26 protein-coding genes are annotated in these 23507 nt (G+C 68.2%); 13 read left to right on the forward strand and 13 right to left on the reverse strand.

All coding sequences use genetic code 11. The features are described 5' to 3' along the window. The first annotated feature begins 122 nt into the window (after positions 1-122). Genes Q4G14_RS06015 through Q4G14_RS06025 form a run of 3 tightly spaced genes read left to right on the forward strand, consistent with a single transcriptional unit; the run spans position 123 to position 2370 of the window. The gene (locus Q4G14_RS06015) at positions 123-1289 is read left to right on the forward strand and encodes a M20 aminoacylase family protein (protein ID WP_303360832.1); all 1167 of its coding nucleotides are present in this window, start codon (positions 123-125) and stop codon (positions 1287-1289) included. Next, the gene (locus Q4G14_RS06020) at positions 1286-1636 is read left to right on the forward strand and encodes a DUF1304 domain-containing protein (protein ID WP_303360833.1); all 351 of its coding nucleotides are present in this window, start codon (positions 1286-1288) and stop codon (positions 1634-1636) included. Before Q4G14_RS06015 ends, Q4G14_RS06020 begins: the two co-directional genes overlap by 4 nt. Next, a complete protein-coding gene (locus Q4G14_RS06025; RefSeq protein ID WP_303360834.1) occupies positions 1636-2370 on the forward strand; it encodes a glutamine amidotransferase in 735 nt (244 codons plus the stop codon). The genes Q4G14_RS06020 and Q4G14_RS06025 overlap by 1 nt, the downstream gene beginning before the upstream one ends. Before the next feature lie 56 nt (positions 2371-2426). On the opposite strand, the gene Q4G14_RS06030 is transcribed toward Q4G14_RS06025, so the two are convergent. Next, positions 2427-3371, reverse strand: coding sequence for an L-threonylcarbamoyladenylate synthase (locus Q4G14_RS06030; RefSeq protein ID WP_303360835.1), 945 nt, complete (start codon positions 3369-3371; stop codon positions 2427-2429). Between the two features lie 116 nt (positions 3372-3487). Between Q4G14_RS06030 and Q4G14_RS06035 the strand changes: the two genes are divergently transcribed. From Q4G14_RS06035 to Q4G14_RS06050, 4 genes are read left to right on the forward strand one after another with little or no spacing between them, the layout of a single operon-like run. After that, entirely contained in the window at positions 3488-5185 is a 1698-nt protein-coding gene (locus Q4G14_RS06035; RefSeq protein ID WP_303360836.1) for an acyl-CoA dehydrogenase, read from the forward strand. 2 nt (positions 5186-5187) lie between these two features. Beyond that, positions 5188-6246 carry an MBL fold metallo-hydrolase gene (locus tag Q4G14_RS06040; RefSeq protein WP_303360938.1) on the forward strand — a complete coding sequence of 353 codons (1059 nt, stop codon included), beginning with the start codon at positions 5188-5190 and terminating at the stop codon, positions 6244-6246. Positions 6247-6295: 49 nt separating this feature from the next. After that, positions 6296-6445 (forward strand): aa3-type cytochrome c oxidase subunit IV, encoded by a 150-nt coding sequence (locus Q4G14_RS06045; protein WP_303360837.1) that lies wholly within the window; start codon positions 6296-6298, stop codon positions 6443-6445. Positions 6446-6454: 9 nt separating this feature from the next. After that, positions 6455-7093 (forward strand): hypothetical protein, encoded by a 639-nt coding sequence (locus Q4G14_RS06050; RefSeq protein WP_303360838.1) that lies wholly within the window; start codon positions 6455-6457, stop codon positions 7091-7093. Here Q4G14_RS06050 and Q4G14_RS06055 read toward each other — a convergent pair. Together Q4G14_RS06055 and Q4G14_RS06060 are read right to left on the reverse strand one after the other, a co-directional pair. Beyond that, positions 7081-7401, reverse strand: a complete 321-nt coding sequence (locus tag Q4G14_RS06055; protein ID WP_303360839.1) for an AzlD domain-containing protein — start codon at positions 7399-7401, stop codon at positions 7081-7083. The genes Q4G14_RS06050 and Q4G14_RS06055 overlap by 13 nt on opposite strands. Beyond that, the gene (locus Q4G14_RS06060; protein WP_303360840.1) at positions 7398-8162 is read right to left on the reverse strand and encodes an AzlC family ABC transporter permease; all 765 of its coding nucleotides are present in this window, start codon (positions 8160-8162) and stop codon (positions 7398-7400) included. Before Q4G14_RS06060 ends, Q4G14_RS06055 begins: the two co-directional genes overlap by 4 nt. Before the next feature lie 61 nt (positions 8163-8223). On the opposite strand from Q4G14_RS06060, the gene Q4G14_RS06065 reads away from it, so the two are divergent. After that, positions 8224-8796, forward strand: coding sequence for a GNAT family N-acetyltransferase (locus Q4G14_RS06065; protein ID WP_303360841.1), 573 nt, complete (start codon positions 8224-8226; stop codon positions 8794-8796). 40 nt (positions 8797-8836) lie between these two features. Here Q4G14_RS06065 and Q4G14_RS06070 read toward each other — a convergent pair whose 3' ends face one another. After that, on the reverse strand, positions 8837-9034 hold the full coding sequence (locus Q4G14_RS06070; protein WP_303360842.1) for a DUF1127 domain-containing protein: 198 nt from the start codon (positions 9032-9034) through the stop codon (positions 8837-8839). Positions 9035-9227: 193 nt separating this feature from the next. Further along, a complete protein-coding gene (locus tag Q4G14_RS06075; protein ID WP_303360843.1) occupies positions 9228-9947 on the reverse strand; it encodes a 16S rRNA (uracil(1498)-N(3))-methyltransferase in 720 nt (239 codons plus the stop codon). A gap of 15 nt (positions 9948-9962) precedes the next feature. On the opposite strand from Q4G14_RS06075, the gene ubiA reads away from it, so the two are divergent. The 4 genes from ubiA to Q4G14_RS06095 all read left to right on the forward strand — a co-directional run bounded on the left by ubiA (position 9963) and on the right by Q4G14_RS06095 (position 14449). Continuing rightward, complete coding sequence (gene ubiA / locus Q4G14_RS06080) at positions 9963-10898, forward strand: 4-hydroxybenzoate octaprenyltransferase (RefSeq protein WP_303360844.1); 936 nt, start codon at positions 9963-9965, stop codon at positions 10896-10898. Between the two features lie 74 nt (positions 10899-10972). Next, positions 10973-13162 (forward strand): OmpA family protein, encoded by a 2190-nt coding sequence (locus Q4G14_RS06085; RefSeq protein ID WP_303360845.1) that lies wholly within the window; start codon positions 10973-10975, stop codon positions 13160-13162. Positions 13163-13184: 22 nt separating this feature from the next. After that, a complete protein-coding gene (locus tag Q4G14_RS06090; protein ID WP_303360846.1) occupies positions 13185-13526 on the forward strand; it encodes a hypothetical protein in 342 nt (113 codons plus the stop codon). After that, positions 13523-14449: a DUF4424 family protein gene (locus Q4G14_RS06095; protein WP_303360847.1), complete on the forward strand. Its 927-nt coding sequence runs from the start codon at positions 13523-13525 to the stop codon at positions 14447-14449. Before Q4G14_RS06090 ends, Q4G14_RS06095 begins: the two co-directional genes overlap by 4 nt. A 21-nt stretch (positions 14450-14470) precedes the next feature. Here the strand turns inward: Q4G14_RS06095 and Q4G14_RS06100 are convergent, their stop codons facing one another. The 5 genes from Q4G14_RS06100 to fsa form a co-directional block, all read right to left on the reverse strand. Then, positions 14471-15346, reverse strand: coding sequence for a 50S ribosomal protein L11 methyltransferase (locus Q4G14_RS06100; RefSeq protein ID WP_303360848.1), 876 nt, complete (start codon positions 15344-15346; stop codon positions 14471-14473). A 3-nt stretch (positions 15347-15349) separates the two neighbouring features. After that, the gene (gene msrA / locus Q4G14_RS06105) at positions 15350-15919 is read right to left on the reverse strand and encodes a peptide-methionine (S)-S-oxide reductase MsrA (RefSeq protein WP_303360849.1); all 570 of its coding nucleotides are present in this window, start codon (positions 15917-15919) and stop codon (positions 15350-15352) included. Between the two features lie 115 nt (positions 15920-16034). Next, positions 16035-16970, reverse strand: a complete 936-nt coding sequence (locus tag Q4G14_RS06110; protein WP_303360850.1) for a tyrosine recombinase XerC — start codon at positions 16968-16970, stop codon at positions 16035-16037. Next, the gene (locus tag Q4G14_RS06115; RefSeq protein WP_303360851.1) at positions 16967-17641 is read right to left on the reverse strand and encodes a DUF484 family protein; all 675 of its coding nucleotides are present in this window, start codon (positions 17639-17641) and stop codon (positions 16967-16969) included. The genes Q4G14_RS06110 and Q4G14_RS06115 overlap by 4 nt, the downstream gene beginning before the upstream one ends. Positions 17642-17644: 3 nt before the next feature. Next, the gene (gene fsa, locus Q4G14_RS06120; protein ID WP_303360852.1) at positions 17645-18298 is read right to left on the reverse strand and encodes a fructose-6-phosphate aldolase; all 654 of its coding nucleotides are present in this window, start codon (positions 18296-18298) and stop codon (positions 17645-17647) included. Between the two features lie 156 nt (positions 18299-18454). Here fsa and Q4G14_RS06125 point away from each other — a divergent pair, with 156 nt between their 5' ends. Beyond that, positions 18455-20653, forward strand: a complete 2199-nt coding sequence (locus Q4G14_RS06125; protein ID WP_303360853.1) for a primosomal protein N' — start codon at positions 18455-18457, stop codon at positions 20651-20653. A gap of 76 nt (positions 20654-20729) precedes the next feature. Here the strand turns inward: Q4G14_RS06125 and Q4G14_RS06130 are convergent, their stop codons facing one another. The 3 genes from Q4G14_RS06130 to Q4G14_RS06140 all read right to left on the reverse strand — a co-directional run bounded on the left by Q4G14_RS06130 (position 20730) and on the right by Q4G14_RS06140 (position 23455). Then, positions 20730-21665 carry a lytic transglycosylase domain-containing protein gene (locus Q4G14_RS06130; RefSeq protein WP_303360854.1) on the reverse strand — a complete coding sequence of 312 codons (936 nt, stop codon included), beginning with the start codon at positions 21663-21665 and terminating at the stop codon, positions 20730-20732. A gap of 71 nt (positions 21666-21736) precedes the next feature. Beyond that, entirely contained in the window at positions 21737-22486 is a 750-nt protein-coding gene (locus tag Q4G14_RS06135) for a hypothetical protein (protein WP_303360855.1), read from the reverse strand. A gap of 120 nt (positions 22487-22606) precedes the next feature. After that, positions 22607-23455, reverse strand: coding sequence for a L,D-transpeptidase (locus Q4G14_RS06140; protein WP_303360856.1), 849 nt, complete (start codon positions 23453-23455; stop codon positions 22607-22609). Between the last annotated feature and the right edge of the window lie 52 nt (positions 23456-23507).

Here is a 23507-nt window from a genome sequence, read left to right on the forward strand (position 1 = left end):
CCTGAACCCGGCATTTGCTGGCGATTGCGGCATCGGCGTTGCCGCGCCCGGCCCGTGCAACGCGCGCCCCGTTGCGCAACGCCCCTCGCTGCCATACCTTTCCCCCTGAAGGAGTCCCCATCATGCCGATCAAAAACCGCTTCGCCGAACTGCTGCCCGAGATCACCGCCTGGCGCCGCGACTTTCACGAACACCCCGAATTGCAATATGACGTCCACCGCACCGCCGACCGCGTGGCAGAGTTGCTGCGCGAATTCGGCTGCGACGAGGTGACGACGGGCATCGGCCAGACCGGCGTCGTCGGCGTGATCCGGGGCCGCAGCGATACGCAGGGCCGCGTCATCGGCCTGCGCGCCGATATGGACGCGCTGCCGATCAACGAACAGACCGGGCTGGAATATGCCTCGAAAACGCCGGGCAAGATGCACGCCTGCGGCCATGACGGCCACACCGCCATGTTGCTGGGCGCGGCCAGGTATCTGGCGGAAACCAGAAATTTCGACGGCACCGCCGTGGTGGTCTTTCAGCCCGCCGAAGAAGGTGGCGCCGGCGGTCTGGCGATGATTCAGGACGGGCTGACCGAGCGTTGGGGCATTCAGGAATACTACGGGATGCACAATATGCCCGGCATCCCGGTCGGCAGCTTTGCCATCCGCGAAGGCGGGATCATGGCCGCCGCCGACCAGTTCGAGATCACCGTGACCGGCAAGGGCGGCCACGCCGCCAAACCGCAAGAGGTGGTCGATACGGTAGTGGTGACGGCGCATATCATCACCGCGCTGCAATCCATCGTGTCGCGCAATGTCGATCCGCTGAAGAACGGCGTGGTCTCGGCCTGCGTCGTGACCACCGATTCCACGGCGCATAACGTGATCCCGCAGGTGGTCAAGATCAAGGGCACCGCCCGCAGCCTGGATGACGACATCCGCGACCTGCTGGAACAGGGGATCACCCGCGTCGCCACCCATACCGCCGCCGCCTTCGGGGCAAGCGCCGTGGTCGATTACCATCGCGGCTATCCGGTCACGCGCAACCACCCGGCGGAAACCAACTATGCCGTCGCCGTCGCGCGCAGCATCTCGCCCGAGGTGGACACGAATATCGACCCGATGATGGGCGGCGAGGATTTCAGCTATATGCTGGAATCGCGGCCCGGCGCGTATATCTTTGTCGGCAACGGCGATACGGCGATGGTGCATCACCCGGCCTATAACTTCAGCGACGAGGCGATCCCCTTTGGCTCCAGCTGGTATGCGGGCATGGTGGAATCGCGGATGCCCGCCGCATGATCGGCACGGTGCTGACGGGGCTGATCGCGGCGCTGCACCTGTATATCCTGTGGCTTGAAATGTTCCGCTGGCAGGCCCCGCGCACCCGCGCCACATTTGGCGGGCTGGATGCCGATTTCGCGGCCAGAACGCGGGTCATGGCGGCCAATCAGGGGCTGTATAACGGCTTTCTGGCGGCAGGGCTGATCTGGGGGCTGTGGCGCGGCGATCAGGGCGTGGTGCTGTTCTTCCTGACCTGCGTGGCGGTCGCCGGGCTGTTCGGCGCGGCCACCGTCAGCCGCCGTATCCTGCTGGTGCAAACAATGCCGGCGGTGCTGGCCATGGCGGCGGTTCTGGCGGGGATCTGATGAAGCCGTTCCTGATCCTGCAACTCCGCCCCGAGGACGAGGCCGCCGACGAAGAATACGCCTCGATCCTGCGCCGGGGCCGGTTGCGCGCCGATCAGACCCGCCGCATCCGGCTGGACCGCGACAGCCTGCCCGCCACGCTGATCCTGCACGATTACGCGGGCCTGATCGTCGGCGGCGGCCCCGGCTGCGTATCCGACCCGCCCACACAGAAAACCCCGACCGAGGCCCGGATCGAAGCGGCGATCCTGTCGCTGATGCCGCAGGTGATCGCGGCGGATTTCCCGTTTCTGGGCTGCTGCTATGGCATCGGCATCCTTGGCCGCGCGCTGAATGCGCCGGTGGGCAAATCCCGCTACGGCGAAGCGGTCGGGGCCGTCACCGTCCGCCAGACACCACAGGCCGCCACCGAGCCGCTGCTAAACGGCCTGCCGCAGCAATTCACCGCCCTCGTCGGCCATAAAGAGGCGCTGGAACACCTGCCCGCCGACACCGCGCATCTGCTGGCGGGCGATGCCTGCCCGTTCCAGATGATCCGCCACCGGCAAAACATCTACGCCACACAGTTCCACCCCGAATCCGATGGCAACAGCTTTGCCCTGCGCATCCGCATCTATCGCAACAAGGGCTATTTCCCGCCGGATACAGCCGATGCCCTGACCGCCGCCATCGCAGAGGCCCAAACCGAAACATCAGGCCAGATCCTCGCCAATTTCACCACCCGCTACGCCTGACAGGCATCTTTGGTCCCTAAATATCCCACGGGGGTGTGGGGGTGTGAAACCCCCACTTACCGCGGTGCCGCCGCGCGCCGCAGCCGGTCGTTGATCGCTGCGCCCAAACCATGTTCCGGCACCGGCGCAACGGCGATTGGCTGACCCAGCTCATCGGCGCGGCGCAGCACGTCGAACAGGCGCGCCGCCGCCTCGGCCAGATCACCGCCGGGCGACAGGCTCAACGGGCCGTCGCTGCCAAAACCGATGTAAACCTCGCCCGTTCGCGCGGTTTCGGCGTTCAGCCGAACCGCCGCTTGCGGGGCGTAATGGCTGGCCAATTGCCCCGGAGCCTGCGGGCTGGCGGGGTCTGGTCCGCGCCGCAGCGGGCTGGCCAGAAGCGCCTCGATTGCCTCTGCCGCGACGCCGCCGGGGCGCATCAGCACCGGCTGCGTGCCGTCCCAGCCGATGATCGTCGATTCCACCCCGACCGGGCAGGGGCCGCCGTCCAGAACCGCCGCGATCCGCCCGCCCAGCCCGGCGCGGGGGGCCAGCACATGATCCGCCGTCGTCGGGCTGACCCGCCCCGAGACATTGGCCGAGGGCGCGGCCAAAGGCCCGCCAAAGGCGCGCAGAACCGCCTGCGCCACCGGATGCGCGGGCACCCGCACGGCCGCCGTGGTCAGCCCCGCCGTTACCAAAGACGCCACCCCCGCATCGGCCCGCAGCGGCGCCACCAGCGTCAGCGCACCAGGCCAAAAGGCGGCGGCCAAAGCCTCGGCCGCATCCGGCAGATCGACCAGTGCCCGCGCCGCCGCCAGATCGGCGACATGCAGGATCAGCGGGTTGAAGGCGGGCCGCCCCTTGGCCGCATAGACCGCCGCCACCGCCGCACCATTGCGGGCATCGGCGGCCAGCCCGTAAACCGTCTCGGTCGGGATCGCCACCGGGTATCCCCCGGCCAGCAGTCTTGCGGCGGCGGAAACCCCTTGCGGGTCGGCTGTCAGGCGCTGTGTTTGCATCGGTGACGTAGAGTTCCGGTCTGTGGGGGCTTGCGAAGTCAAGGGATATGCGAAAACGATCAGATAATCGTGCGGGTAATCTTTGCCAAGCCGCACCTGATATAAGGGGGGAAATCATGGCTTATCGCGCTCCGGTCGAACAGATCGCGTTCATCCTGAATCATGTGGTGCCGTTCGGGCGTCTGGCCGACACCGACCGCTATGCCGAGGCGACGCCCGAAACCGTCAGCGCCATCCTCTCCGAGGCGGGCAAGCTGACCAGCAACGTCATCGCGCCGCTGAACCGCAACGGCGATCTGACCCCGGCGCGGCTGGAAAACGGTGTGCTGCGATCCTCGCCGGGCTATGCCGAGGGGTTCCGCGCCATTGCCGAAGGCGGCTGGGTCGGGCTGTCGGCCGATCCCGAATATGGCGGCATGGGCCTGCCGCAGGCGCTGAATACGGCGGTGGCCGACATGATGTCGGGGGCCTGCCTTGCGCTGCAACTGAACCCGCTGCTGACGCAGGGCCAGATCGAGGCGCTGGAACATCACGCCAGCGACGAACTCAAGGCGCTGTATCTGCCGCGCCTGACCAGCGGCGACTGGTCCGGCAGCATGAACCTGACCGAGCCGCAGGCCGGCAGCGATGTGGGGGCGCTGACCACGCGGGCGGAACCGGCGGGCGACGGCACCTATCGCGTGACCGGGCAAAAGATCTTTATCACCTGGGGCGACAGCGATGTGACCGCCAATGTCTGCCATCTGGTGCTGGCTCGCCTGCCCGATGCCGCGCCCGGCACTCGTGGCATCAGTCTGTTCATGGTGCCGAAATTCATCCCTGATGAAAACGGCGATCCGGGCGCCCGCAACAGCCTGCATGTCGTCTCGCTGGAACACAAGCTGGGCATCCATGGCAGCCCGACGTGCGTGATGTCCTTTGACGGCGCCAAAGGCTGGCTGGTGGGCGAGGAACACAAGGGTATGGCCGCCATGTTCACCATGATGAACGCTGCCCGTCTGGGGGTTGGCACGCAAGGCGTCGGCGTGGCCGAGGCGGCGCTGCAACAGGCCGTCGCCTATGCGCAGGACCGCAACCAGATGGGGCCGATCATCGGCCATCCCGATGTGCGCCGGATGCTGGCCACCGCGCGGGCCGAGGTGTTTGCCGCCCGCGCCCTCTGTCTGGCCTGCGCCACGGCGATTGATATGGCCCGCGCCACCGGCGACGACGATTGGGCCGCCCGCGCCGCCTTTCTGACGCCGATTGCCAAGGCTTACGGCACCGATGTCGGTTGCCGCGTGGCCGATGCCGGTGTGCAGGTCCACGGCGGCATGGGCTATATCGAGGAAACCGGCGCCGCCCAATATCTGCGCGATGTGCGGATCACGCCGATCTACGAAGGCACCAACGGCATTCAGGCGATGGACCTTGTGGGCCGCAAGCTGGCCGATGGCGGCGATGCAGCACTGCGCCTGCTGGACGAGGCGGGGGATGACGCCCGCAAGGCACATGCGATCTGCCCCGAAATGGCCGATCTGGTCTGGCAGGCGACCGAGGCGCTGCGCGAGGGCACGCAGGCCATGCTCGATTCGGGCATGTCCGACCGCTTTGCCGGGGCGGTGCCCTATCTGCACGCCTTTGCGCGGGTGCTGGGCGCGGTTTACCACATCCGCGCCGCCGAAAACGGGGGCGAGGCGGAACGCAAGCTGGCCCGCGTCTATATCAGCCGGGTCTTGCCCCGGATGCACGCCGATCTGGCCGAGGCCCGCGCCGGTGTCGCCGATCTGGACGCGATCCCCGACGAGGCTCTGGCCGGGGCAGCCCCGGCGTGAACCTGCCCGAGACGCGCGAACCTCCCGGCATCAGCCACCCGTGGCCCGATCCGCCCGCGCCGGGGCAGGCGGTGCAGATCGCCGATGGCGTGCTGTGGCTGCGCCTGCCGCTGCCGATGGCGCTGGATCACGTCAACGTCTTTGCCTTTGCCGATGATGCGGCAGAGGGCGGTGGCTGGACAGTGATCGACACCGGCTTTGACACCGGCCGCAGCCGCGCCATCTGGGACACGGCGCTGGCCGGTCCCTTGGCCGGGCGGCCGGTGCGCCGGGTCATCGCCACGCATCACCATCCCGACCACATCGGCCTTGCGGGCTGGTTCATGGCACAGGGGGCGTCGCTGTGGACCAGCCGCACCGCATGGCTGATGGCGCGGATGCTGGTGCTGGACGAACAGGACCGCCCGCCGCCTGAAACGCTGGCCTTCTGGCGTCGCGCCGGGATGCCTGCCGCGCTGCTGGCCGAACGCGCGGGGCAGCGCCCGTTCAACTTTGCCGATACGGTGCATCCGCTGCCGCTGGGCTATACCCGCCTGACCGAGGGGCAGCAGCTCCGCTTTGGCGGGCGCGACTGGCGTGTGGCCATGGGTGACGGCCATGCGCCCGAACATGTCACGCTGTGGTCGCTGTCGGATGATCTGGTCATCGGCGGCGATCAGTTGCTGCCCGGCATCTCGCCCAACCTTGGCGTCTATCCGACCGAACCCGACGCCGACCCGGTGGGCGACTGGCTGGCCGCCTGTCACCGCCTGTCCGCCTTGGCGCGGCCCGGCCATCTGGTGCTGCCGGGGCACAAGCTGCCCTTTAGCGGCCTGCCGCTGCGGCTGGTGCAGATGACGCAGAACCACGAACGCGCGCTGGACCGTCTGGCCGCCGCGCTGGCCGACCGCCCGCGCAGCGCCGCCGAGTGTTTCCCGGCCCTGTATCGGCGCGAGATCGGGGCAGGGGAATACGGCCTCGCTCTGGTCGAGGCGGTGGCCCATCTGAACCGGCTGGCCGTCACCGGACGGGCACAGCCGCTCGGCGAAAGGGATGGTGCCGTGCTGTGGGGCGTGACATGAGGTTGCGCATCCGCTATCCCGAAACCAGCCAACACCCGGAGGAACAGGCATGGCCCAAGATGACGTGACGACCCACACGATCGGCGAAATGGACATCCGCGAACAGCAGCGCACTTTTCACGGATTTATGCGCTTTTGCGTCTGGACCGTGATTATTGCCACGGTCGTCCTGATCTTCATGGCCCTGGCCAACGCCTGATCCGATTCCATGCAGCGTCGTTTCTTTCTGGCCGCGGGCCTGCCGTTTCTTGTTGCCGCCTGTGGTGCCGAACGCATCTGGGCACCTGATGAGCGGGTGCGCGCCGCGCGCTATACCTCGGACGAGCCGCCGTCGATCACCCTGTTCACCGTCATCGGCATTCCGCGTGGCGAGGGCGGGCATTCCGCATTGATGATTAACGGCAGCCAGCGGGTGATCTTTGACCCGGCAGGCAGCTGGCAGCATCCGAATATCCCCGAGCGTAACGATGTGCTGTATGGGATTACGCCGAACTTCAAGAACTTCTACATAGATTACCACGCCCGCAGCACCTATTGGGTGGCCGAAGATACCGTCTTTGTCAGCCGCGAGGTTGCCGACCGGGCCATCGCGCGGGCCGAACAGCAGGGCGCGGTGAACAAGGCGTTCTGCGCCGTAGCCAGCGGTCAGGTGCTGCGCGACACGCCCGGCTTTGCCGGCGCGCCGACCGGCTTTGCCCCGCTCAAGCTGCGCGAATGGTTCATGACGCTGCCGGGGGTGCAGTCGAAACGCCACTATGACGGCGATCCGGCGAATAACCACGATGTGCTGATCCAGCAGCGCGACGGCAACTATACCGGCTATCGCGCGCGGTTTCAGACCAGATAAACCATCAGCCCCAGCGTGGTCGCGCCCGCAAGGATCGCGGCCAGCACGTTGCGGGTCAGAATCCCGACCGCCACCGTCACGATGGCGGCGGTCAGGCGCGCCGGGTCGGTATGGCCCCCGGTCGCGGCGGGCCACACAACCAAGGGTGCCGACAGCGCAGGCAGCACCGCAACCGGCGTGAAGCGCAGCAGCCGCAGCACCATCGGCGGCATACTGCGCCGCCCCAAGGCCCCCAGAAACGAAAACCGCAGCAGAAACGTGCCGATGCCGGTCACAAGGATGACGGCCCAGATGCTCAGATCGCTCATCCTGCGCGCCTTTCGGTTCGGATGTCCACCCATGCACCCGCCGCCATGCCCAGGGGCGCGGCGATCAGCAGGCCAAGCCCGTTGGGCAGCCCGGCAAAGGCCAGCCCGGCGATGACGGCGACGGTGCAGGCGGCCAGTTGCGCAGGCGTGCGCAGCATTGGCGCGATCATCGCCATAAAGGTGATCGGCACCGCGAAATCCAACGGGATGCTGGCCGGGATCGCCCGCCCGATGGTCGCTCCGATCCATGTGAACACCATCCACGGCAGGCACATGACAAGCGCGGTGCCAAGGAAATAGCTCAGCCTTTGGCGCAGGCTTAGCCTTGGGTGCAGCTCGTAATGCTGGATCGACAGGGCATAGGTCTGGTCGATCAGCAGATAGGCCACGGCCATCCGCTCGCGCATGGTGGCGGCCCCCAGCCAGGGCACCATGGATGCCGAATACATCGCCATCCGCAGGTTCACCGCCAGGGCCGACACGATCACCAGAACCGCCGGGACGTGATCCGACAGCAGTTGCACGGCGGTGAACTGCGACGCCCCCGCCAGCACCAGCACCGAAAAGCCCATGGTCTGCGCCAGATCCATGCCCGCATCGGTGGCCACGACCCCAAACAGCAGCGCAAAGGGCAGGATCACCAGCAGAAAGGGCGAGGATTGCACCGCGCCGTGCCAGAACGCCTGCGCCGGGCTGCGCGCAAGGGCACGCGCGGCGGCGGGGGGCAGGTCCGGTGCGGGGGGATCGGGGGGCTGGGTCATGTCGGGGTCGCGCTGCTTCCCGCTCTTGCTGTCACGCGGGCGGCGCAGGCACAAGAGGCGCATGAGAATCGCAACCCCGATCCCCGACGATTTGCTGATGCCGGCGGTGGCGCTGTGGTGGGCCAGCTTTGGCCGCGCCGTGCGCCCCTTGGGCGGCGAGGGGCCGCTGGGGGCTGACGGGCGGCGCGGTCTTGTGGCGGTGGGGCAGGATGGCGCGGTCATCGGCGTGGCCGGGCTGCGCGACGTGGGCGGCGGCTGGCTGCGCCTGCGGCCCGGCCTGCTGGACCCGCTGTTCCGCCCTGCGCCGCCGACCGATGATCTGGTGATCGACGGCATCGCCGTGGCTGCCGCGCATCGTCGGCATGGGGTCGGTCAGGCGCTGGTCGCCGGGGCTTTGGCGCGCGCCGCGCAAGGCGGCCATCCCGGCCTGCGGGCCGAGGTGGCGCGGCGCAATGCGGGTGCCGTCAGGTTCTGGCAGGCGGCGGGGTTTGTGGAAACCGGGCGTGGCCGCTTTGGCTGGCCGTGGGGCGGGCCGGTGCTGTTGATGCGGCGCGACGCGGTTGCGGGGGCGGCGGTTGCGGAGGGGCTGGCACCCGGCCATGAAAAAACCCCCGCCGCTTGGGTCGGGGGTTGATCCGTATGCTGCCCGCCGCACGGGCCGCCGGTGCCGCGCCTTACAGGCCGCGGGCGATCCGGTCGATGTCGCCACGGCACAGCCCGATGTCATCCAGTTCGTGATCGGACAGACGGTTCAGGGCGTTCCGGGTGCGGCGTGCATCGTTCCAGGCCGCAAACGCCGCGATGACGCGGGTCAAGCCGAAACCAAAGGGACGCGCACCGGCCTGTGCGCGGTTCGTGTCAAACGCAGCCATTTTTTCACCTGTTAAAAGATTGCCCAGTCATCGGGCGGTTTACGGGATGCCCTGCATATAGATCAGGCCAAGGCCGCAAGGAACGCCCTCAACCGCATGACTGCTATGCGGGCGCCGCATAAGCGATTAATTTGCCGTCTTTTTTTCGTCAACCCTGTGCGCAAGAAAATAACGTATGCCCCGGCGTTCCGGGTTATTTCCAGTCGCCAAGCGCCGCCTGCCACAGTGTCAGCGCCGCAACTGCCGCCGTATCGGCCCGCAGGATGCGCGGACCAAGGCTGATCCGGTTAACAAAGGGCAGGGCGCGCAGCCTGTCACGTTCAGCCGGGGAAAAGCCGCCCTCTGGCCCGATCAGCACCGCCCAAGGCCCCGCAGGCAGGCCCGCCAGCGATTCGGCAGGCCCGGCGGCGGCCTCGTCGGCCCACAGGATGCGGCGCGATTCGTCCCACCCGTCCAGCAGCCGGGGCAGAGGGCACAGCGCGGCCACCTGAGGCACAAAGGTGCCGCCGCATTGTTCGGCGGCCTCGATGGCGTGGGCTTGCAGCCGGTCCTGCCGGATACGTTCGGCGTTGGTAAACTCAGTCTGCACCGGCAGGATGCGCGCCGCGCCCAGTTCCGCCGCCTTTTCGACGATGAAATCGGTGCGCGCCTTTTTGATCGGCGCAAACATCAGCCACAGATCCGGGGCATCGCGCTGAGGCGCGGTCTGGCGCAGAACCTCGATCACGGCGCTGCGCTTGCCCGCCTGCGCGATCCGGGCCAGCCACTCGCCGTCGCGGCCGTTGAAAACCGCGATTTCGGCCCCCGGACCCAGCCGCATCACGCTGCACAGGTAATGCGCCTGATCCGCGTTCAGATCGGCGGCTTGTCCCCCGGCCAGCGGGTGATCTATGAACAGTCTGATCTTTGCCATGACAGGCCGCAGGTTATGCAAGCCCCGCAGAAAACGCCAGATCGCGTCGTGGACGCGCCCGAAGATAACTGGGTGGACCGGCTGGCCCCGCCCACATCGAGGCCCTGGCTGCGGCTGTCGCGCGCCGACCGGCCCATCGGCACATGGCTGTTGCTGCTGCCCTGCTGGTGGGGCATCGGGCTGGCGATGATCGCCGATGTGCCGATGTGGCGCGATGCGTGGATCGCGCTGGCCTGCGGTATCGGCGCGGTGGTGATGCGCGGGGCGGGCTGCACCTGGAATGACATCACCGACCGCGATTTCGATGCGCAGGTGGCGCGCACCCGGTCGCGGCCGATCCCGTCGGGGCAGGTGACGGTGCGCGGCGCGCTGATCTGGATGGCGGTGCAGGCGCTGGTCGGGCTGGCGGTGCTGCTGACGCTGGGCTGGGCGGCGATCGGGCTGGGCGTGGCCTCGTTGGCTTTGGTGGCGATCTATCCCTTTGCCAAGCGGTTCACATGGTGGCCGCAGGTGTTTCTGGGGCTGGCCTTCAACTGGGGCGTGCTGCTGGCATGGGCGGCGCATATGGGCGGTATCGGCTGGCCGCCGCTGCTGGCCTATGCCGGAGGGATCGCGTGGACGATCTTTTACGACACCATCTATGCCCATCAGGATACCGAGGACGACGCCCTGATCGGCGTGAAATCCACCGCTCGCCTGTTCGCGGCCGACAGCCCGCGCTGGATCGCGCTGTTCGGCGGGCTGGCCGTGCTGGCGCTGGCGTTGGCGATTGCGGCGGCGGGGGGCGGGCTGCTGGCATGGGTCGGGCTGGCCGGGTTCACGCTGCATCTGGCGTGGCAATGGCGGGTGTTCCGCCCCGACAGCCCGGCGGTCTGCCTGCGGCTGTTCCGCGCCAACCGCGATGCCGGGCTGATCCTTGCGCTGTTTCTTGCCATTGACGCAATCGTTTGATTGCACCCCCGCCGGGCGGGAATTAAGTCGGAACGATCCTTGAACAACCGGAAGGCGCGCCGATGGCCAGCCGCATGACCACTGCCCTTGTGACCGTCCTTGCCCTTGGCGGCGCGGGGGCGGCCTGCTGGGCGGTGGCCACCAGTGCGGCGGATTTCATCGAAACGCGGTCGCGGCAGGATGTGCGGCTGGCGCTGACCACGGGCGGCCATGACTGGGCGCAGGTGGAAACCGACGGGCTGCGCGTGCGCCTGACCGGCACCGCCCCGTCCGAGGTGCAGCGGTTCCGCGCCATGACCGATGTGTCGGCGGTGGTGGACGCCAGCCGCATCATCGACGATGTGGCCGTGGCCAGCACCGAGACGCTGACTCCGCCCGATTTCGGGGTCGAGCTGCTGCGCAACGATCAGGGCATTTCGCTGATCGGGCTGGTTCCGGCAGGTCTCGACCGCGAAACGCTGGTGCGCAACCTGCGCAACGGCACCGGAGCGCCGCAGGTGGCCGACCTGCTGGAAGGGGCCGATTATCCGGTGCCCGACGGCTGGCAGGCGGCGCTGGATTATGGGCTGCGGGTGGCGCAGATGGCGCCCCGGTCCAAGATCTCGATCAGCGCCGGGCATGTGGCGGTGACGGCCCTGACCGACAGCGCCGATGACAAGGCCCGGCTGGAAACGGCGCTGAACCGGGTGCGGCCCGCCCTGGTGACGCTGACGACCGATATTTCCGCGCCCCGCCCGGTGATCGCGCCCTTTGTGCTGCGCTTTGTGCTGGATGAGGACGGCGCGCGCTTTGACGCCTGCTCTGCCGACAGTGATGCCGCGCGCGACCGCATTCTGGCTGCCGCCGTTCGGGCGGGTGCGGGGCAGGGGACGGGTTGCACCATTGGCCTTGGCGCGCCATCGCCCGAATGGGATCGCGCGGCGGTGGCTGGCATCGGCGCGGTGGCGGCGGTGGGGGGCGGCACCGTTACCCTGTCCGATACCGATGTGGCGCTGCTGGTGCCCGCCTCGGTCAGCGCGGCGCAATATGATGATACGGTGGGGCGGCTGGAATCGGCCCTGCCGCGTGGCTTTTCCCTGAGCGCCGAACACGAACGCCCTGAAACCGCCAACCTTGGCCCGGCCGAATTTTCCGCCAGCGTGGGCCATGACGGCACCGTCACCCTGCGCGGGCGGATCACCGATGACCGGATGCGCGACGCCGTGGACAGCTTTGCCGGGGCGCGCTTTGCGCAGGTGGATTCCAGCCTGCGCGCCGATCCCGATGTGCCCGGCGGCTGGACCGTGCGCGTCATCGCCGGGCTAGAGGCGATGGCGCCGCTGAAAACCGGCTCGGTCACGGTGACGCCCGATATGATCCGCATCAGCGGCGTGTCGGGCGATCAGCAGGCCTCCGACCGGGCGGCGGCGGTGCTGGCCGACCGGCTTGGCGCGGGGGCGCATTACGAAATGTCGGTGCGCTATGACCGGCGGCTGGATGCTTCGCTGGGGTTGCCGGACGGGCCGGAATGCGTGGCGCAGATGAACACGATCATGGCCGAATCGGCCATCGGGTTCGAGCCGAACAAATCGGTCATCGCCGGCGACCCGGCCCCGACGCTGGCCAGCCTGGCCGGGGTGATGGAAAACTGCGCCGATTTCCGCATCGAGATCGGCGGCCACACCGATTCGCAAGGCTCGGATGCGTGGAATGCCGAACTGTCGCGCAATCGGGCGCAGGCGGTGCTGGCGGCGCTGGACGGCGCGGGCGTGGATACCGGCAGCATGACCGCGCGCGGCTATGGCGAAAGCCAGCCCATTGCGACCAATGAAACCGACGAAGGGCGCGAGGCGAACCGCCGCATCGAATTCCGCCTGCTGTCCGAACTGCCGGTAACGCAGGGCACCTTGCCCGCGCCGCAAGTGACCAGCGGCGTCACCGGCGAGACCCCGGCACCTGCACCCGCGCCTGTCGCCGCCGCCGCAGCCACGGCCGTTGGCCTGATCGGCCCGCTGCTGCCCGATGTGCTGGTGCCCGAGGATGCGGCATCTGGCCCGCTGCTGCCCGCGCCGCTGGCCGCCATGCCCGCCGCCCCCGGTGCCCCCGGTGCCGATGCGGCGGAAACCGGCCCGCCGACGATCCCGCCCTCGGTCGTGGGGGTGTCGGAAAGCGTTGGTCCGGTGCCGGATGGGCTGGACCTTGGGGAGGAATCCGTTACGGTCCCGGTGCAGACCCCGGACGACGACACACCCCGGCCTCAGCCCCGGCCAGACGGCAGCGGCTGACCGGACCAGACGGCGCAGAACCATGAACCGCAGCGAATTCATCACCGTTACCGCGATTATCCTGTTCGCCGCCTTTGTGCTGGGCTGGTTCGCAAGCTGGCTGATCCACCGGCTGACGCGCCCCACCCGCGCCGACATGTCGGAACTGGACAAGATGGCCCAGCAACTGCACGAAGCCGAAGAAGAACGCGCCGCCGCCGTGCTGGAACTGGAAACCCGCGAAGCCGACCTGACCCGCCGCCTGCTGGGGGCCGAGGCCGAATTGCGCACCGCCATGGACGGCCTGCGCGAAAGCCGCACCGAGGTCGAGGAACTGCGCCACTATATCGAGGCCAAGCTGGCGCGGCGCAAGCAGGGTGAATGACGGGCCGCTGTGCCCTTGTCGCGGCATTTGCCGCCCTGCTGCCCGCAGCCCCGGCCTTGGCCAATGACAGCGAGGCCGGGCTGTCAGCGGGCGGTCTGGTCTTTGAACTGCGCCAGAACGACCAGATCCAGATGCTGTCCGAGGATCTGTATATCTCGGTTGACCGGGTGCGGGTGGATTACCAGTTCGTCAATCACGGCGATCAGGACGCGACCATCACCGTCGCCTTCCCGATGCCGGACCTGCGGTTCGATCCCGGTATGCCGCTGAATTATTACAACTATCAGGCCAAGGACGGCGCGCCGATCCGCTTTGCCGTCACCGTGGATGGCCAGCCGGTCACGACCGTGCATCAGGAACGCGCGACCCTGAACGGGCGCGATGTCACCGATGATGTGCTGGCGGCTGGCCTGCCGCTGAACCCCTATCGGATGGACACGCCCGCCCCGGATGCACCCGCCCCGCAGGCGCTGATGACCGATGGCTGGCCGGGGTGGAGCTATGAAAGCCTGTTCCACTGGCAACAGACCTTTCCGGCGGGCAAGACCATCGCCGTTTCGCATGAATACCGCCCGATGGCGAGGGGCGCGCTGATGACGCCGGGCGAGATCGACGCCAGCACCCCCTATTGGGCGCAGTTCTGCCCCGAGGCCGATTTCATCGCCGGTGCCGACCGGCTGATGCAGCGCGGGGGCTATGGGCTGGCCCAGACGGTTGGCTATATCCTGACGACGGGCGGCAACTGGCGCGGCCCGATCGCCGATTTCCGGCTGACGGTGGAAAAGCCCGCCGCGAATGCGCTGCTGTCCTTTTGCGGCAGCGGCGTCACGAAAACCTCGCCCACCACGTTCGAGATACGGCGCAAGGATTTCACTCCCGACGCCGATCTGAACATCCTGTGGATCACCGCGCCCAAGGGGTGATCGGCCCGTGCCCCACGCAGCTTAGCCGCGCGTCATCACCAGCGCAGACCAGTCGCCCGCATCCTGACGCCGGGGATCGCTGAAACCGGCGGCGGTATAGGCGGCGATCACCTCGTCCGCTTGGGTGGTCAGGATGCCCGACAGCACCACCCGCCCGCCTTGCGCCACGCTGGCGGCCATATCGGGGGCAAGGTCGATCAGCGGTTGTTTCAGGATATTGGCCAGCACCAGATCATAGGGCGCGCCATCGCGCAGGGCAGGGGCGTCAAAGCCCGCCGCCTCAAGACAGGTCACGCGCCCGTCCAGCCCATTGGCGGCGACATTGGCGGCGGCGGTGTCCACCGCCACCGGGTCGATGTCGCTGGCCAGAACCGGCGGGGCATCCGGCCATAACCGCGCCGCCGCCATCGCCAGAACGGCGGTGCCGCAGCCGATGTCGGCGATACGGGCAGGGGTGAACCCGTCCACGGCCAGCCGGTCCAGCGCCAGCAGGCAGCCTTTGGTGGTGGCATGGTGGCCGGTGCCAAAGGCCATCGCCGCCTCGATGCACAGGGCTTCGGACCCCTGCGGCACCTTGTCGGCGTCATGGGCACCATGCACGAAAAACCGCCCGGCGACGACGGGGGCCAGCTCGCGCCGGACATGGGCGACCCAATCGACCTCGGGCAGTTCCGATACCAGAAACGGCTGCGCGTTATGGGCGGCGGCCAGCAGGGCAAGGCCGACCTCATCCGGGCTTTCGGTGAAATAGGCCCCCACCTCCCACCGGTCCGACCCGTCCTCGATCTCGAAAAAGCCGGTGCCCATCGGTTCGGGCTGCAAGGCCTCGCAGGCCTGGGCAAGGGCTTCGGCGTCGTCGCGGTTGGTGGTCTGGGTCAGGGCGGTCCAGGTGGGCATCGCTTACTCCGGCTGTGGCATGGAAGCGGCTATCCCGGTGCCGCGCAGGTTGCAATAACCATCGGGAATCTTGTGCAGATATTGCTGGTGATCTTCCTCGGGGGCCAGCCAGAAGGGCGCTTCGTCGATGATGTCGGTCGTGATCTCGCCAAAGCCCTGCAAGGCCAGCCGGTTGCCATAGTCGGCGCGCGACGCCTCGGCCAATGATCGCTGGGTGGGGGAAAAGGCCATGATAAGGCTGCGATACTGGTCGCCGATGTCATTGCCCTGCCGGTTGCCCTGCGTCGGATCGTGGTTTTCCCAGAACATCTTCAGCAAATGGTCATAGCTGACGCGCGAACTGTCAAAGATCACCCGCACCACCTCGGCATGGCCGGTGCCACCGGCGCAGACCTGCTTGTAGGTGGGGTTGTCCACATGCCCGCCCGCAAAGCCCACCTCGGTCAGCCAGATGCCATCCTGCTGCCAGAACAGCCGCTCGACGCCCCAGTAACAGCCCATGCCGAAAACCGCCTGATCCAGCCCCTTGGGCACCGGAACGCCCAGAGGACGCTTGAAAATCGCATGTTCCATCACAAACCCTTTCCTGTCGATGCAACATAACCCGCATCCCCCCGCCACGGGTTCCGACGCGCGGCCTGTCTTTCGTTTCTAAATATCCTCGGGGGTCCGGGGGTGAAACCCCCGGTCAGCCGCGCGGATGGGCGCTGCGATAGATTTCCAGCAGATGCGCATCATCCACGCCGGTATAAACCTGCGTGGTGGACAGGCGCGCATGGCCCAGCAATTCCTGTATCGCACGCAGATCGCCGCCACTGGCCAGCAGATGGGTGGCAAAGGAATGCCGCAGGGCATGGGGCGTCGCGCTGGCCGGCAGACCAAGGCTGGCGCGGGCCTGCGCCATGGTGCGGGCGATCAGGCCGGGGTTCAGCCGCCCGCCGCGCGCGCCGCGAAACAGCGCCTCGCCGCGCGCCATCGGCCAGGGGCACAGCCGCAGATAATCGGCCACAGCCGCCTTGGCTGCGGGCAGCACCGGCACCTGCCGTTCGCGCCCGCCCTTGCCGCGGATCAGCAGGGCATCGCCCAAAGGCACGTCCTCGCCGTTCAGGGCCAGAGCCTCGGAAATCCGCAGCCCGCAGCCATAAAGCAGCGTCAGCACCGCCAGATCACGGGCGGCGATCCATGGCGTGTCATGGCTGACGCCGGCCATGTCCAGCACCTCGCGCGCCTGAGTTTCGGCCAGCGGGCGGGGCAGGCTGCGGGCGTATTTCGGGCTGCGCGCCGACAGGGCGGGCGACAGGTCAACCCCCTCGCGATCCGACAGCCACCGCAAAAAGCTGCGCACCGCCGATTGCCGCCGCGCCAGAGACCGCGCCCCCAGGCCCCGCGCCCGTTCGGCGGCGGCAAAGGCGCGCATGTCGGTCTGCGCCAGTCCGGCCAGCGTGCCGGGCAGCGCGGGCGTGCCGTGATGCCTGCCCAGAAACGCCAGAAATGCCGTCACATCGGTGCGATAGGCGCGCAGCGAATGGTCGGATCGCCCGCGCGTGGCCGCTTCGGTCGTCAGCCAGCGGTCCAGCGCATCCGACATCGCCGGGGCCAAGGCCAGCGGCGGCGCGCCGGTCATCTGTTCAGCCAGCCGATCAGCGCCAGACGAAACGCCTGCGCAAAGAACCGCAGCAGGTCGGTGCCCTGCGCCGGGGTAAAGCGCGCCGGATCGGCGCTGCCCATCACCAGCAGGGCCGAGGGCTGGCCGGGGCCAAGATCCAGCGGGATCAGCGCCTCGGAAGCGACGGCGATGCCGCCATGCAGCGGGTCGGCCACCGGATCGGCGCGGCGCAGCACGATGTCGTCCCCGCGCGGCGTCCGGCGCCCTGCGGCCAGAACCTGCCCGATGGCCCCCGGCGGCAGAGAAACCGCACCGGGCAGCCCCGGCCATGTGCCCTCGACCGCCAGAGCCATGGTCTCGACCCGCAACAGCGGCGCGACATCGGCCTGCAAACCGGCGATGAAGCCGGTAATGTCCATCGGCTCAAGCAGGGCCAGAACCGCGCGGTGAACGGTGGCGGTGCCGGACTGGTTGTCCCATGCGGCGGCGATGACGGTTTCATGCGCCGCCTCCAGCCGGTCCAGCCGCGATTCCAGTGCCGCCATCGCCCGGCCGCGAATGTCGATCACATTGTCGCCGATGTCGGCATCGCGGGCGGCGATCAGGGCGCGCATCACCTCGCGGTCGTCCAGCAGCGCCGAGGGGTCGGCCAGCAGGCGGGCGCGCAGGTCGGGGTCCAGTCCGGCCATGGCTCAGCCGATCTTCTGCCCGGTCTTGGCCCAGTCGGCGTTGAACTGCGCCAGGCCCTTGTCGGTCAGCACATGGTTGGCCATCGCCTTGATGACATTGGGCGGCGCGGTGATGACATCGGCACCGATCAGCGCGCAATCGGTGATATGGTTCACCGACCGGATCGAGGCCGCCAGCACCTGCGTATCAAAGCCATAGTTGTCATAAATCTCGCGGATAGACTGGATCAGTTCCAGCCCGTCCAGATTGACGTCGTCCAGCCGCCCGATGAACGGGCTGATAAAGGTCGCCCCGGCCTTGGCCGCCAGAATCGCCTGCGCGGCGGAAAAGCACAGGGTCACGTTCACCATATGCCCGTCATCCGACAGGGTTTTGCAGGCGCGCAGCCCGTCCCATGTCAGCGGCACCTTGACGGCGATATTGGGCGCGATTTCGGCCAGCTTTTTGCCTTCGCGGATCATGTCCTCGGCCTTTTCGGCCACCACCTCGGCCGAGACGGGGCCATCGACCATCTCGCAGATCTCGCGCGTGACTTCGATGATGTCGCGCCCCGATTTCAGGATCAGCGAGGGGTTGGTGGTGACGCCATCAACCATCCCCAGATCGTTCAGTTCGCGGATGGCATCCACATCGGCGGTATCGACAAAGAATTGCATCGCAGGCTCCCATTCTTGCGTTGGCCTTGTGATAGCGCAAGCCGCGCCCTGCCGAAAGGGCAGAACCATCGGCGTGGCGTTTGCCGGCCTGCCCAAAAGCGGCGCACCCTGCGCCTTGGCATTGTCGGCGCGCGGTTGTGCGGCTACCACCACCGCATGACCTTGCCCGCCTTCTTCCCCCCCGGTGCCCGCATTGCGGTGCTGACCGCCGAACCCGTCGGGGTGCTGGATTACCTTGCGCCCGAAACTGGTGTGGTGCAGGGGCAGTTGGTGCTGTGCCCGCTGGGGCCGCGCCGGGTGATGGGGCTGGTCTGGGGCGCGGGGCAGGGCGGCTTCGATGCGGCCCGGCTGCGCCCGGTGATCCGTGCGCTGGACGTGCCCGCCTTTACCCCGGCCTTTGCCGATTTTCTGGCCCGCGCCGCCGATTACACGCTGACCCCGCTGCCGCTGATGCTGCGCATGGCGCTGCGCGCGCCGGGGCTGGATCAGCCGCCCGCTGCGCGCCGGGTGATCGTGCCCGCAGGTGACCCGCCCCCCCGCATGACCGAGGCGCGCGCCCGCGTCATGCAGGTGATCGCCGATCACGCGGGCGCACCGATGGCGCCGGGCGAACTGGCGCATCTGGCCGGGGTCGGCAGCGGAGTCATTCGCGGGCTGGTCGCGGCGGGCACGCTGGCCGACATCGCCGCGCCGCGCGATCTGCCCTTTCCGCCGCTGGACCCGTCGCTGCCCGGCAAGCCGCTGGCCCCCGATCAGGCGACGGCGGCAGATGCGCTGCGCGCGGGTATCCGTGGCGGCAGGTATGGCACCACCCTGCTGCGCGGCGTCACCGGATCGGGCAAGACCGAGGTCTATCTGGAAGCCGTGGCCGAAACCCTGCGCACGGGCCGTCAGGCGCTGGTCCTGCTGCCCGAAATCGCCCTGTCGGCCGAGTTCCTGAACCGGGTCGAGGCGCGTTTCGGCGCGCGCCCCGGCGAATGGCATTCCGGCATCACCACGTCGGAACGGCGGCGGCTGTGGCATATGGCGGCCAGCGGGCAGGTGCAGATGGTGGTGGGGGCGCGCTCGTCCCTGTTCCTGCCGTTCCGCGACCTTGGCCTGATCGTCGTCGATGAGGAACATGATTCCAGCTATAAACAGGAAGATACCGTCTATTACAGCGCCCGCGACATGGCGGTGCTGCGGGCCAGCCTGTCGGGCGCGCAGGTGGTGCTGGCATCGGCCACACCGTCGCTGGAAAGCTGGGTCAACGCGGCGCAGGGCAAATATGCGCGGCTGGACCTGACCACCCGCTATGGTGATGCCGACCTTCCGGATATGGCCGCCATCGACCTGCGCGCGCAGGATATGCCGGGCGGGCGCTGGATCTCGCCCGCGCTGGCGGCGGCGGTGACGCAGCGGCTGGCGCGGGGGGAACAGTCGCTGCTGTTCCTGAACCGGCGCGGCTATGCGCCCGTCACCGTCTGCCGTGCCTGCGGCCAGCAGGTCGGCTGCGATCACTGCGATGCGCGGATGGTGGAACATCGCTTTCAGAACCGCCTCGTCTGCCACCAATGCGGCGAAACCCGCCCGATTCCCACCGCCTGCCCCTCTTGCGGGGTCGAGGGGCGGATGGCCGCCCTCGGCCCCGGAGTCGAGCGTCTGGCCGAAGAGGTCGCTGCCACCTTCCCCGAAGCCCGTGCCACGGTGCTGTCCTCGGACCTGTTCCACTCGGCCCGCGCGCTGAAAGAAACGATTGCCCAGATCGGCAATGGCGGCACCGACATCATTATCGGCACCCAGATCGTGGCCAAGGGGCACAACTTCCCCGACCTGACGCTGGTCGGGGTGATCGACGCCGACCTTGGCCTGCAAGGGGCCGACCTGCGCGCGGCGGAACGCTCGTTCCAACTGATGCGGCAGGTGGCGGGCCGGGCGGGGCGGCAATCGGGCGACCGGCCCGGCGTCGCCCTGCTGCAAACGCATCAGCCCGACCACCCGGTGATCCGTGCCATCCTGTCTGGCCGCGACGAAGATTTCTGGAACGCCGAGGCCGCAGGCCGCCAAGCCGCCGGAATGCCGCCGTTCGGGCGGCTGGCAGGCATCATCCTGTCACACCCCGACCTGGAAACCGTCGCCGCCTTTGCGCAAAAGCTGGCGGGCGCCGCCACCCCGATCCACGCCGCAGGCGCGGAACTGTGGGGCCCGGCCCCCGCCCCCATCGCCCGTATCCGAGGCCGCCACCGGATGCGGATGCTGATCCGCGCCCCACGTCAGGCCCCGCTGCAATCCGCCATCGCAACATGGCTGGCCCCGCACAAACCCCCAACAAACCTGCGCCTGTCCGTGGACATCGACCCACAAAGCTTCCTCTGACCCCCGCCCCCCCTCATCTTTGGTCCGAAAATATCCTGGGGGTCCGGGGGTGAAACCCCCGGCCTTTGGGCGCAACTTAATTCCGCAGCACGATGCAGGTGCCACCTGCCGCCCGCAGCCGGTTGCAAAAGGCCCCGGCCTCACCGCGCGACTGAAAGCCGACCTGCGCGGTGAACACCGGGCGCGTGCCGTTGCGCAGCGGGCGGCGGACAAAGCCGACCTGCTGCCCGCCAAGGATCGGGCGCAGCGTCCGGTTCAGCCGCTGCACCTGCTGCTGTGCGCCGGATTGCGTGGGATGCGAGGCGACCAGAACGCCCCACGGAAACACCCTCTGCGGCACGGTAAATTCGCGCAGGCTGCGGTTGCCGGCCAGCTTGACGCAGGCATCGTGAAAGGGCAGCGCGTCATCCAGCGCCAGCTTCAGCGCGTCGCCGCCGGGCGGATTGTCGCGCCAGGCCCAGGCGTTATGGCCGGTGATCGACTGAACGTAATCCTGCGTCTCATAGGGCAGCACGGTCATTTCATTGATGAACCGCTGCGCCCGGTTTTCTCCGCCGTTATAGGCCACGGCGGCCAGCCCGACATTGCCGAACATGTCGGTCAGATAGCGCAGATACCACGCCGATTTTGCAATAGCCTGCGCCGGGTTGAAGGGATCGTCCAGACGATACAGCCGCGCGGTGCCGGGCATGAACTGCGCGATCCCCTGCGCGCCCGCCGGGCTGACGGCGGACGGCTCGAACCGGCTTTCCTTCCACAGCAGGCGGGCCAGAAAGTTCGGGTCCAGCTGATGATCGGCGGCGTTCCGCTCGATCATGGTGCAGACGTCCAGAACGTAATGCTCCAGCCGGATGCAGTCGCGGCCATCGTCGGTGCAGCGGACCTTGTCGTGCAGGATGGGGGGCGGGCGGCCGTGGATCGCATCCACCGCCGGGCGGGCCTGCGCGGGGGCGGCCAGCATCACGCAGGCGAAGATCAGCGAAAGACAGCGGCGCAGCACGACAACCCCCAAGGATATGCGCCGTCCATAGCACCCGCGCCCGGCCTTGGAAACCGCATCACGGCGGCAAGGCGCGGGGCAGGTCAGGCGTCTTTGGCCTTTTTGCCCTTGGCTGCCTGCCTTTCCGCCTTGCGGGCGGCCTGACGTTCGGCCTTGCGCGCAGCCTTTTCGGCCTCTTTTGCGGCTTTGCGTTCTGCCTTGCGCGCGGCTTTTTCTGCCTCTTTCGCGGCCTGTTTGTCGGCCTTGCGCTGCGCCCTCAGCGCGGCCTTGTCGGGCTTTGGCCCCTTGGTGGGCTTGGCGGTGCCGGGGGCCTGCGCCGGGGCAACGGCTGCTGCTGGGGCGGCGGGTGCCGGTGTCGCCACCGCAGCGGCAGAGGCTACCGGCGGCTTGGCCTTGGGGATGCGGCGCGGGCCGGTGCGTTTGTCCACGGGCTGGCCATCCTTGCGCGGCTGGCCGCCGCGCTTGGTGGCGTTGCGCCCCTTGGCCGGCGCGGGCTTGCCGGTGGGGTGGGCTGCCGGTCCTGCTGCCCCCGGCCTGACAGGCGCGGTTGTCTTGGCCGCGGCGCGGGCCGGTTTGCTGCCATCGGGTTTCAGACCGCGCGCGCGGCGTTCGTCATTGCAGCGGCGCAGCGCGGCGTTCAGCAGGTCATAGCGGTTGCGGTTTCCGGGGCCGCCCGGCTGGCCCGCATCCTTGCGCGCGGTATCGAGTTCGGCGATCAGTTCCATCAGCGCCGCATCGGCCATCTGCGTCAGGTCCGAACCACGGCTGCGGGCGGTCAGCGCCCGGTCGCTTTCCGACAAAAGCTTTTGTTCTGCCTTGGAATAGTTTGGCATGATTTGCCCCGCTGCACATCTGCAATCTGGCGCGAATGTGCGTCAGCCGCCCCGTGATTGCAACGTCAAAGCCCCGGCCAGAGGGCCGGGGCTTTGGATTTCGTTGCGGCAAAAGCGCGCTTAGAACCGCGAGGGCACGGCGCTTTCGACCGGCGAGCCGGCGTAGGGGTTGATCGTGGTGCTGGCACTGGCCTGCACGGGCGCGGTTGCCGGGGCGGCCTGAACCGGGGCCTGCGGGGCCGGAACCATATAGCCCTGCGGGGTCTCGATCATCGGGCCTTCCAGACGCAGGCTTTCGGCCTGGCTGCGCACCTTGACCGGGGCACCCAGCGGCAGTTCGTCATACAGGTCCATGATGTCCTGCTGGAACAGGCGGATGCAGCCCGCCGAGGTGGCCTTGCCGATCGAGGACGGGTCCATGGTGCCGTGGATGCGATACATCGTGTCGGTGCCGCCCTGATACAGATACAGCGCGCGCGCGCCCAGCGGGTTTTGCAGGCCGCCCGGCAGGCCGTGGCGGACGTCGTAATACAGTTCCGGTTCGGTGCGGACCATGTTGGCGGTCGGCGTCCAGCTGGGCCATGCGGCCTTGCGGCGGATCGTCGCCTCGCCCGCGAAGCCGCGACCGGCACGGCCCACGGCCACGCCAAAGCGCATCGCCTGACCGTTGCCCAGAACGTGATACAGCACACGGGCATAGGGATCGACGACGATGGTATCCTTGGGTTCGGGGCCGTTATAGGCCACCTGCTGACGGCGGTTGCGTTCGTTCAGATAGCCCTGACGCACGGCCGAGATTTCGATCGGTTCCCCTTGCGGGCCGACATCGGTGCGGGCCTGATACATCCACAGTTCGGACGCGGGCGCGGCAGCAGGTTCGGCCGAGCCGGTCGAGGGGTTGCGGCTGTCGGGTGAGCCGCAGGCAGCCAGACCCAGGGTCATGGCAAGGCAGAGGGGCGCGAGGCGCATCTTGTGTCTTCCTTGTATCGGCGGCGGACGGCGGCAGAACCGCCCGCGGCAA

This window comes from Paracoccus sp. (in: a-proteobacteria), from assembly GCF_030538755.1.
Taxonomy (GTDB): domain Bacteria; phylum Pseudomonadota; class Alphaproteobacteria; order Rhodobacterales; family Rhodobacteraceae; genus Paracoccus.

Excerpts from the sequence above, each read along its gene's own strand:
- Q4G14_RS06015 (WP_303360832.1), top strand. The coding sequence starts at position 123 with ATGCCGATCAAAAACCGCTTCGCCGAACTGCTGCCCGAGATCACCGCC.
- Q4G14_RS06020 (WP_303360833.1), top strand. The coding sequence starts at position 1,286 with ATGATCGGCACGGTGCTGACGGGGCTGATCGCGGCGCTGCACCTGTAT.
- Q4G14_RS06025 (WP_303360834.1), top strand. The coding sequence starts at position 1,636 with ATGAAGCCGTTCCTGATCCTGCAACTCCGCCCCGAGGACGAGGCCGCC.
- Q4G14_RS06030 (WP_303360835.1), bottom strand. The coding sequence starts at position 3,371 with ATGCAAACACAGCGCCTGACAGCCGACCCGCAAGGGGTTTCCGCCGCC.
- Q4G14_RS06035 (WP_303360836.1), top strand. The coding sequence starts at position 3,488 with ATGGCTTATCGCGCTCCGGTCGAACAGATCGCGTTCATCCTGAATCAT.
- Q4G14_RS06045 (WP_303360837.1), top strand. The coding sequence starts at position 6,296 with ATGGCCCAAGATGACGTGACGACCCACACGATCGGCGAAATGGACATC.
- Q4G14_RS06050 (WP_303360838.1), top strand. The coding sequence starts at position 6,455 with ATGCAGCGTCGTTTCTTTCTGGCCGCGGGCCTGCCGTTTCTTGTTGCC.
- Q4G14_RS06055 (WP_303360839.1), bottom strand. The coding sequence starts at position 7,401 with ATGAGCGATCTGAGCATCTGGGCCGTCATCCTTGTGACCGGCATCGGC.
- Q4G14_RS06060 (WP_303360840.1), bottom strand. The coding sequence starts at position 8,162 with ATGACCCAGCCCCCCGATCCCCCCGCACCGGACCTGCCCCCCGCCGCC.
- Q4G14_RS06065 (WP_303360841.1), top strand. The coding sequence starts at position 8,224 with ATGAGAATCGCAACCCCGATCCCCGACGATTTGCTGATGCCGGCGGTG.
- Q4G14_RS06070 (WP_303360842.1), bottom strand. The coding sequence starts at position 9,034 with ATGGCTGCGTTTGACACGAACCGCGCACAGGCCGGTGCGCGTCCCTTT.
- Q4G14_RS06075 (WP_303360843.1), bottom strand. The coding sequence starts at position 9,947 with ATGGCAAAGATCAGACTGTTCATAGATCACCCGCTGGCCGGGGGACAA.
- ubiA (WP_303360844.1), top strand. The coding sequence starts at position 9,963 with ATGCAAGCCCCGCAGAAAACGCCAGATCGCGTCGTGGACGCGCCCGAA.
- Q4G14_RS06085 (WP_303360845.1), top strand. The coding sequence starts at position 10,973 with ATGACCACTGCCCTTGTGACCGTCCTTGCCCTTGGCGGCGCGGGGGCG.
- Q4G14_RS06090 (WP_303360846.1), top strand. The coding sequence starts at position 13,185 with ATGAACCGCAGCGAATTCATCACCGTTACCGCGATTATCCTGTTCGCC.
- Q4G14_RS06095 (WP_303360847.1), top strand. The coding sequence starts at position 13,523 with ATGACGGGCCGCTGTGCCCTTGTCGCGGCATTTGCCGCCCTGCTGCCC.
- Q4G14_RS06100 (WP_303360848.1), bottom strand. The coding sequence starts at position 15,346 with ATGCCCACCTGGACCGCCCTGACCCAGACCACCAACCGCGACGACGCC.
- msrA (WP_303360849.1), bottom strand. The coding sequence starts at position 15,919 with ATGGAACATGCGATTTTCAAGCGTCCTCTGGGCGTTCCGGTGCCCAAG.
- Q4G14_RS06110 (WP_303360850.1), bottom strand. The coding sequence starts at position 16,970 with ATGACCGGCGCGCCGCCGCTGGCCTTGGCCCCGGCGATGTCGGATGCG.
- Q4G14_RS06115 (WP_303360851.1), bottom strand. The coding sequence starts at position 17,641 with ATGGCCGGACTGGACCCCGACCTGCGCGCCCGCCTGCTGGCCGACCCC.
- fsa (WP_303360852.1), bottom strand. The coding sequence starts at position 18,298 with ATGCAATTCTTTGTCGATACCGCCGATGTGGATGCCATCCGCGAACTG.
- Q4G14_RS06125 (WP_303360853.1), top strand. The coding sequence starts at position 18,455 with ATGACCTTGCCCGCCTTCTTCCCCCCCGGTGCCCGCATTGCGGTGCTG.
- Q4G14_RS06135 (WP_303360855.1), bottom strand. The coding sequence starts at position 22,486 with ATGCCAAACTATTCCAAGGCAGAACAAAAGCTTTTGTCGGAAAGCGAC.
- Q4G14_RS06140 (WP_303360856.1), bottom strand. The coding sequence starts at position 23,455 with ATGCGCCTCGCGCCCCTCTGCCTTGCCATGACCCTGGGTCTGGCTGCC.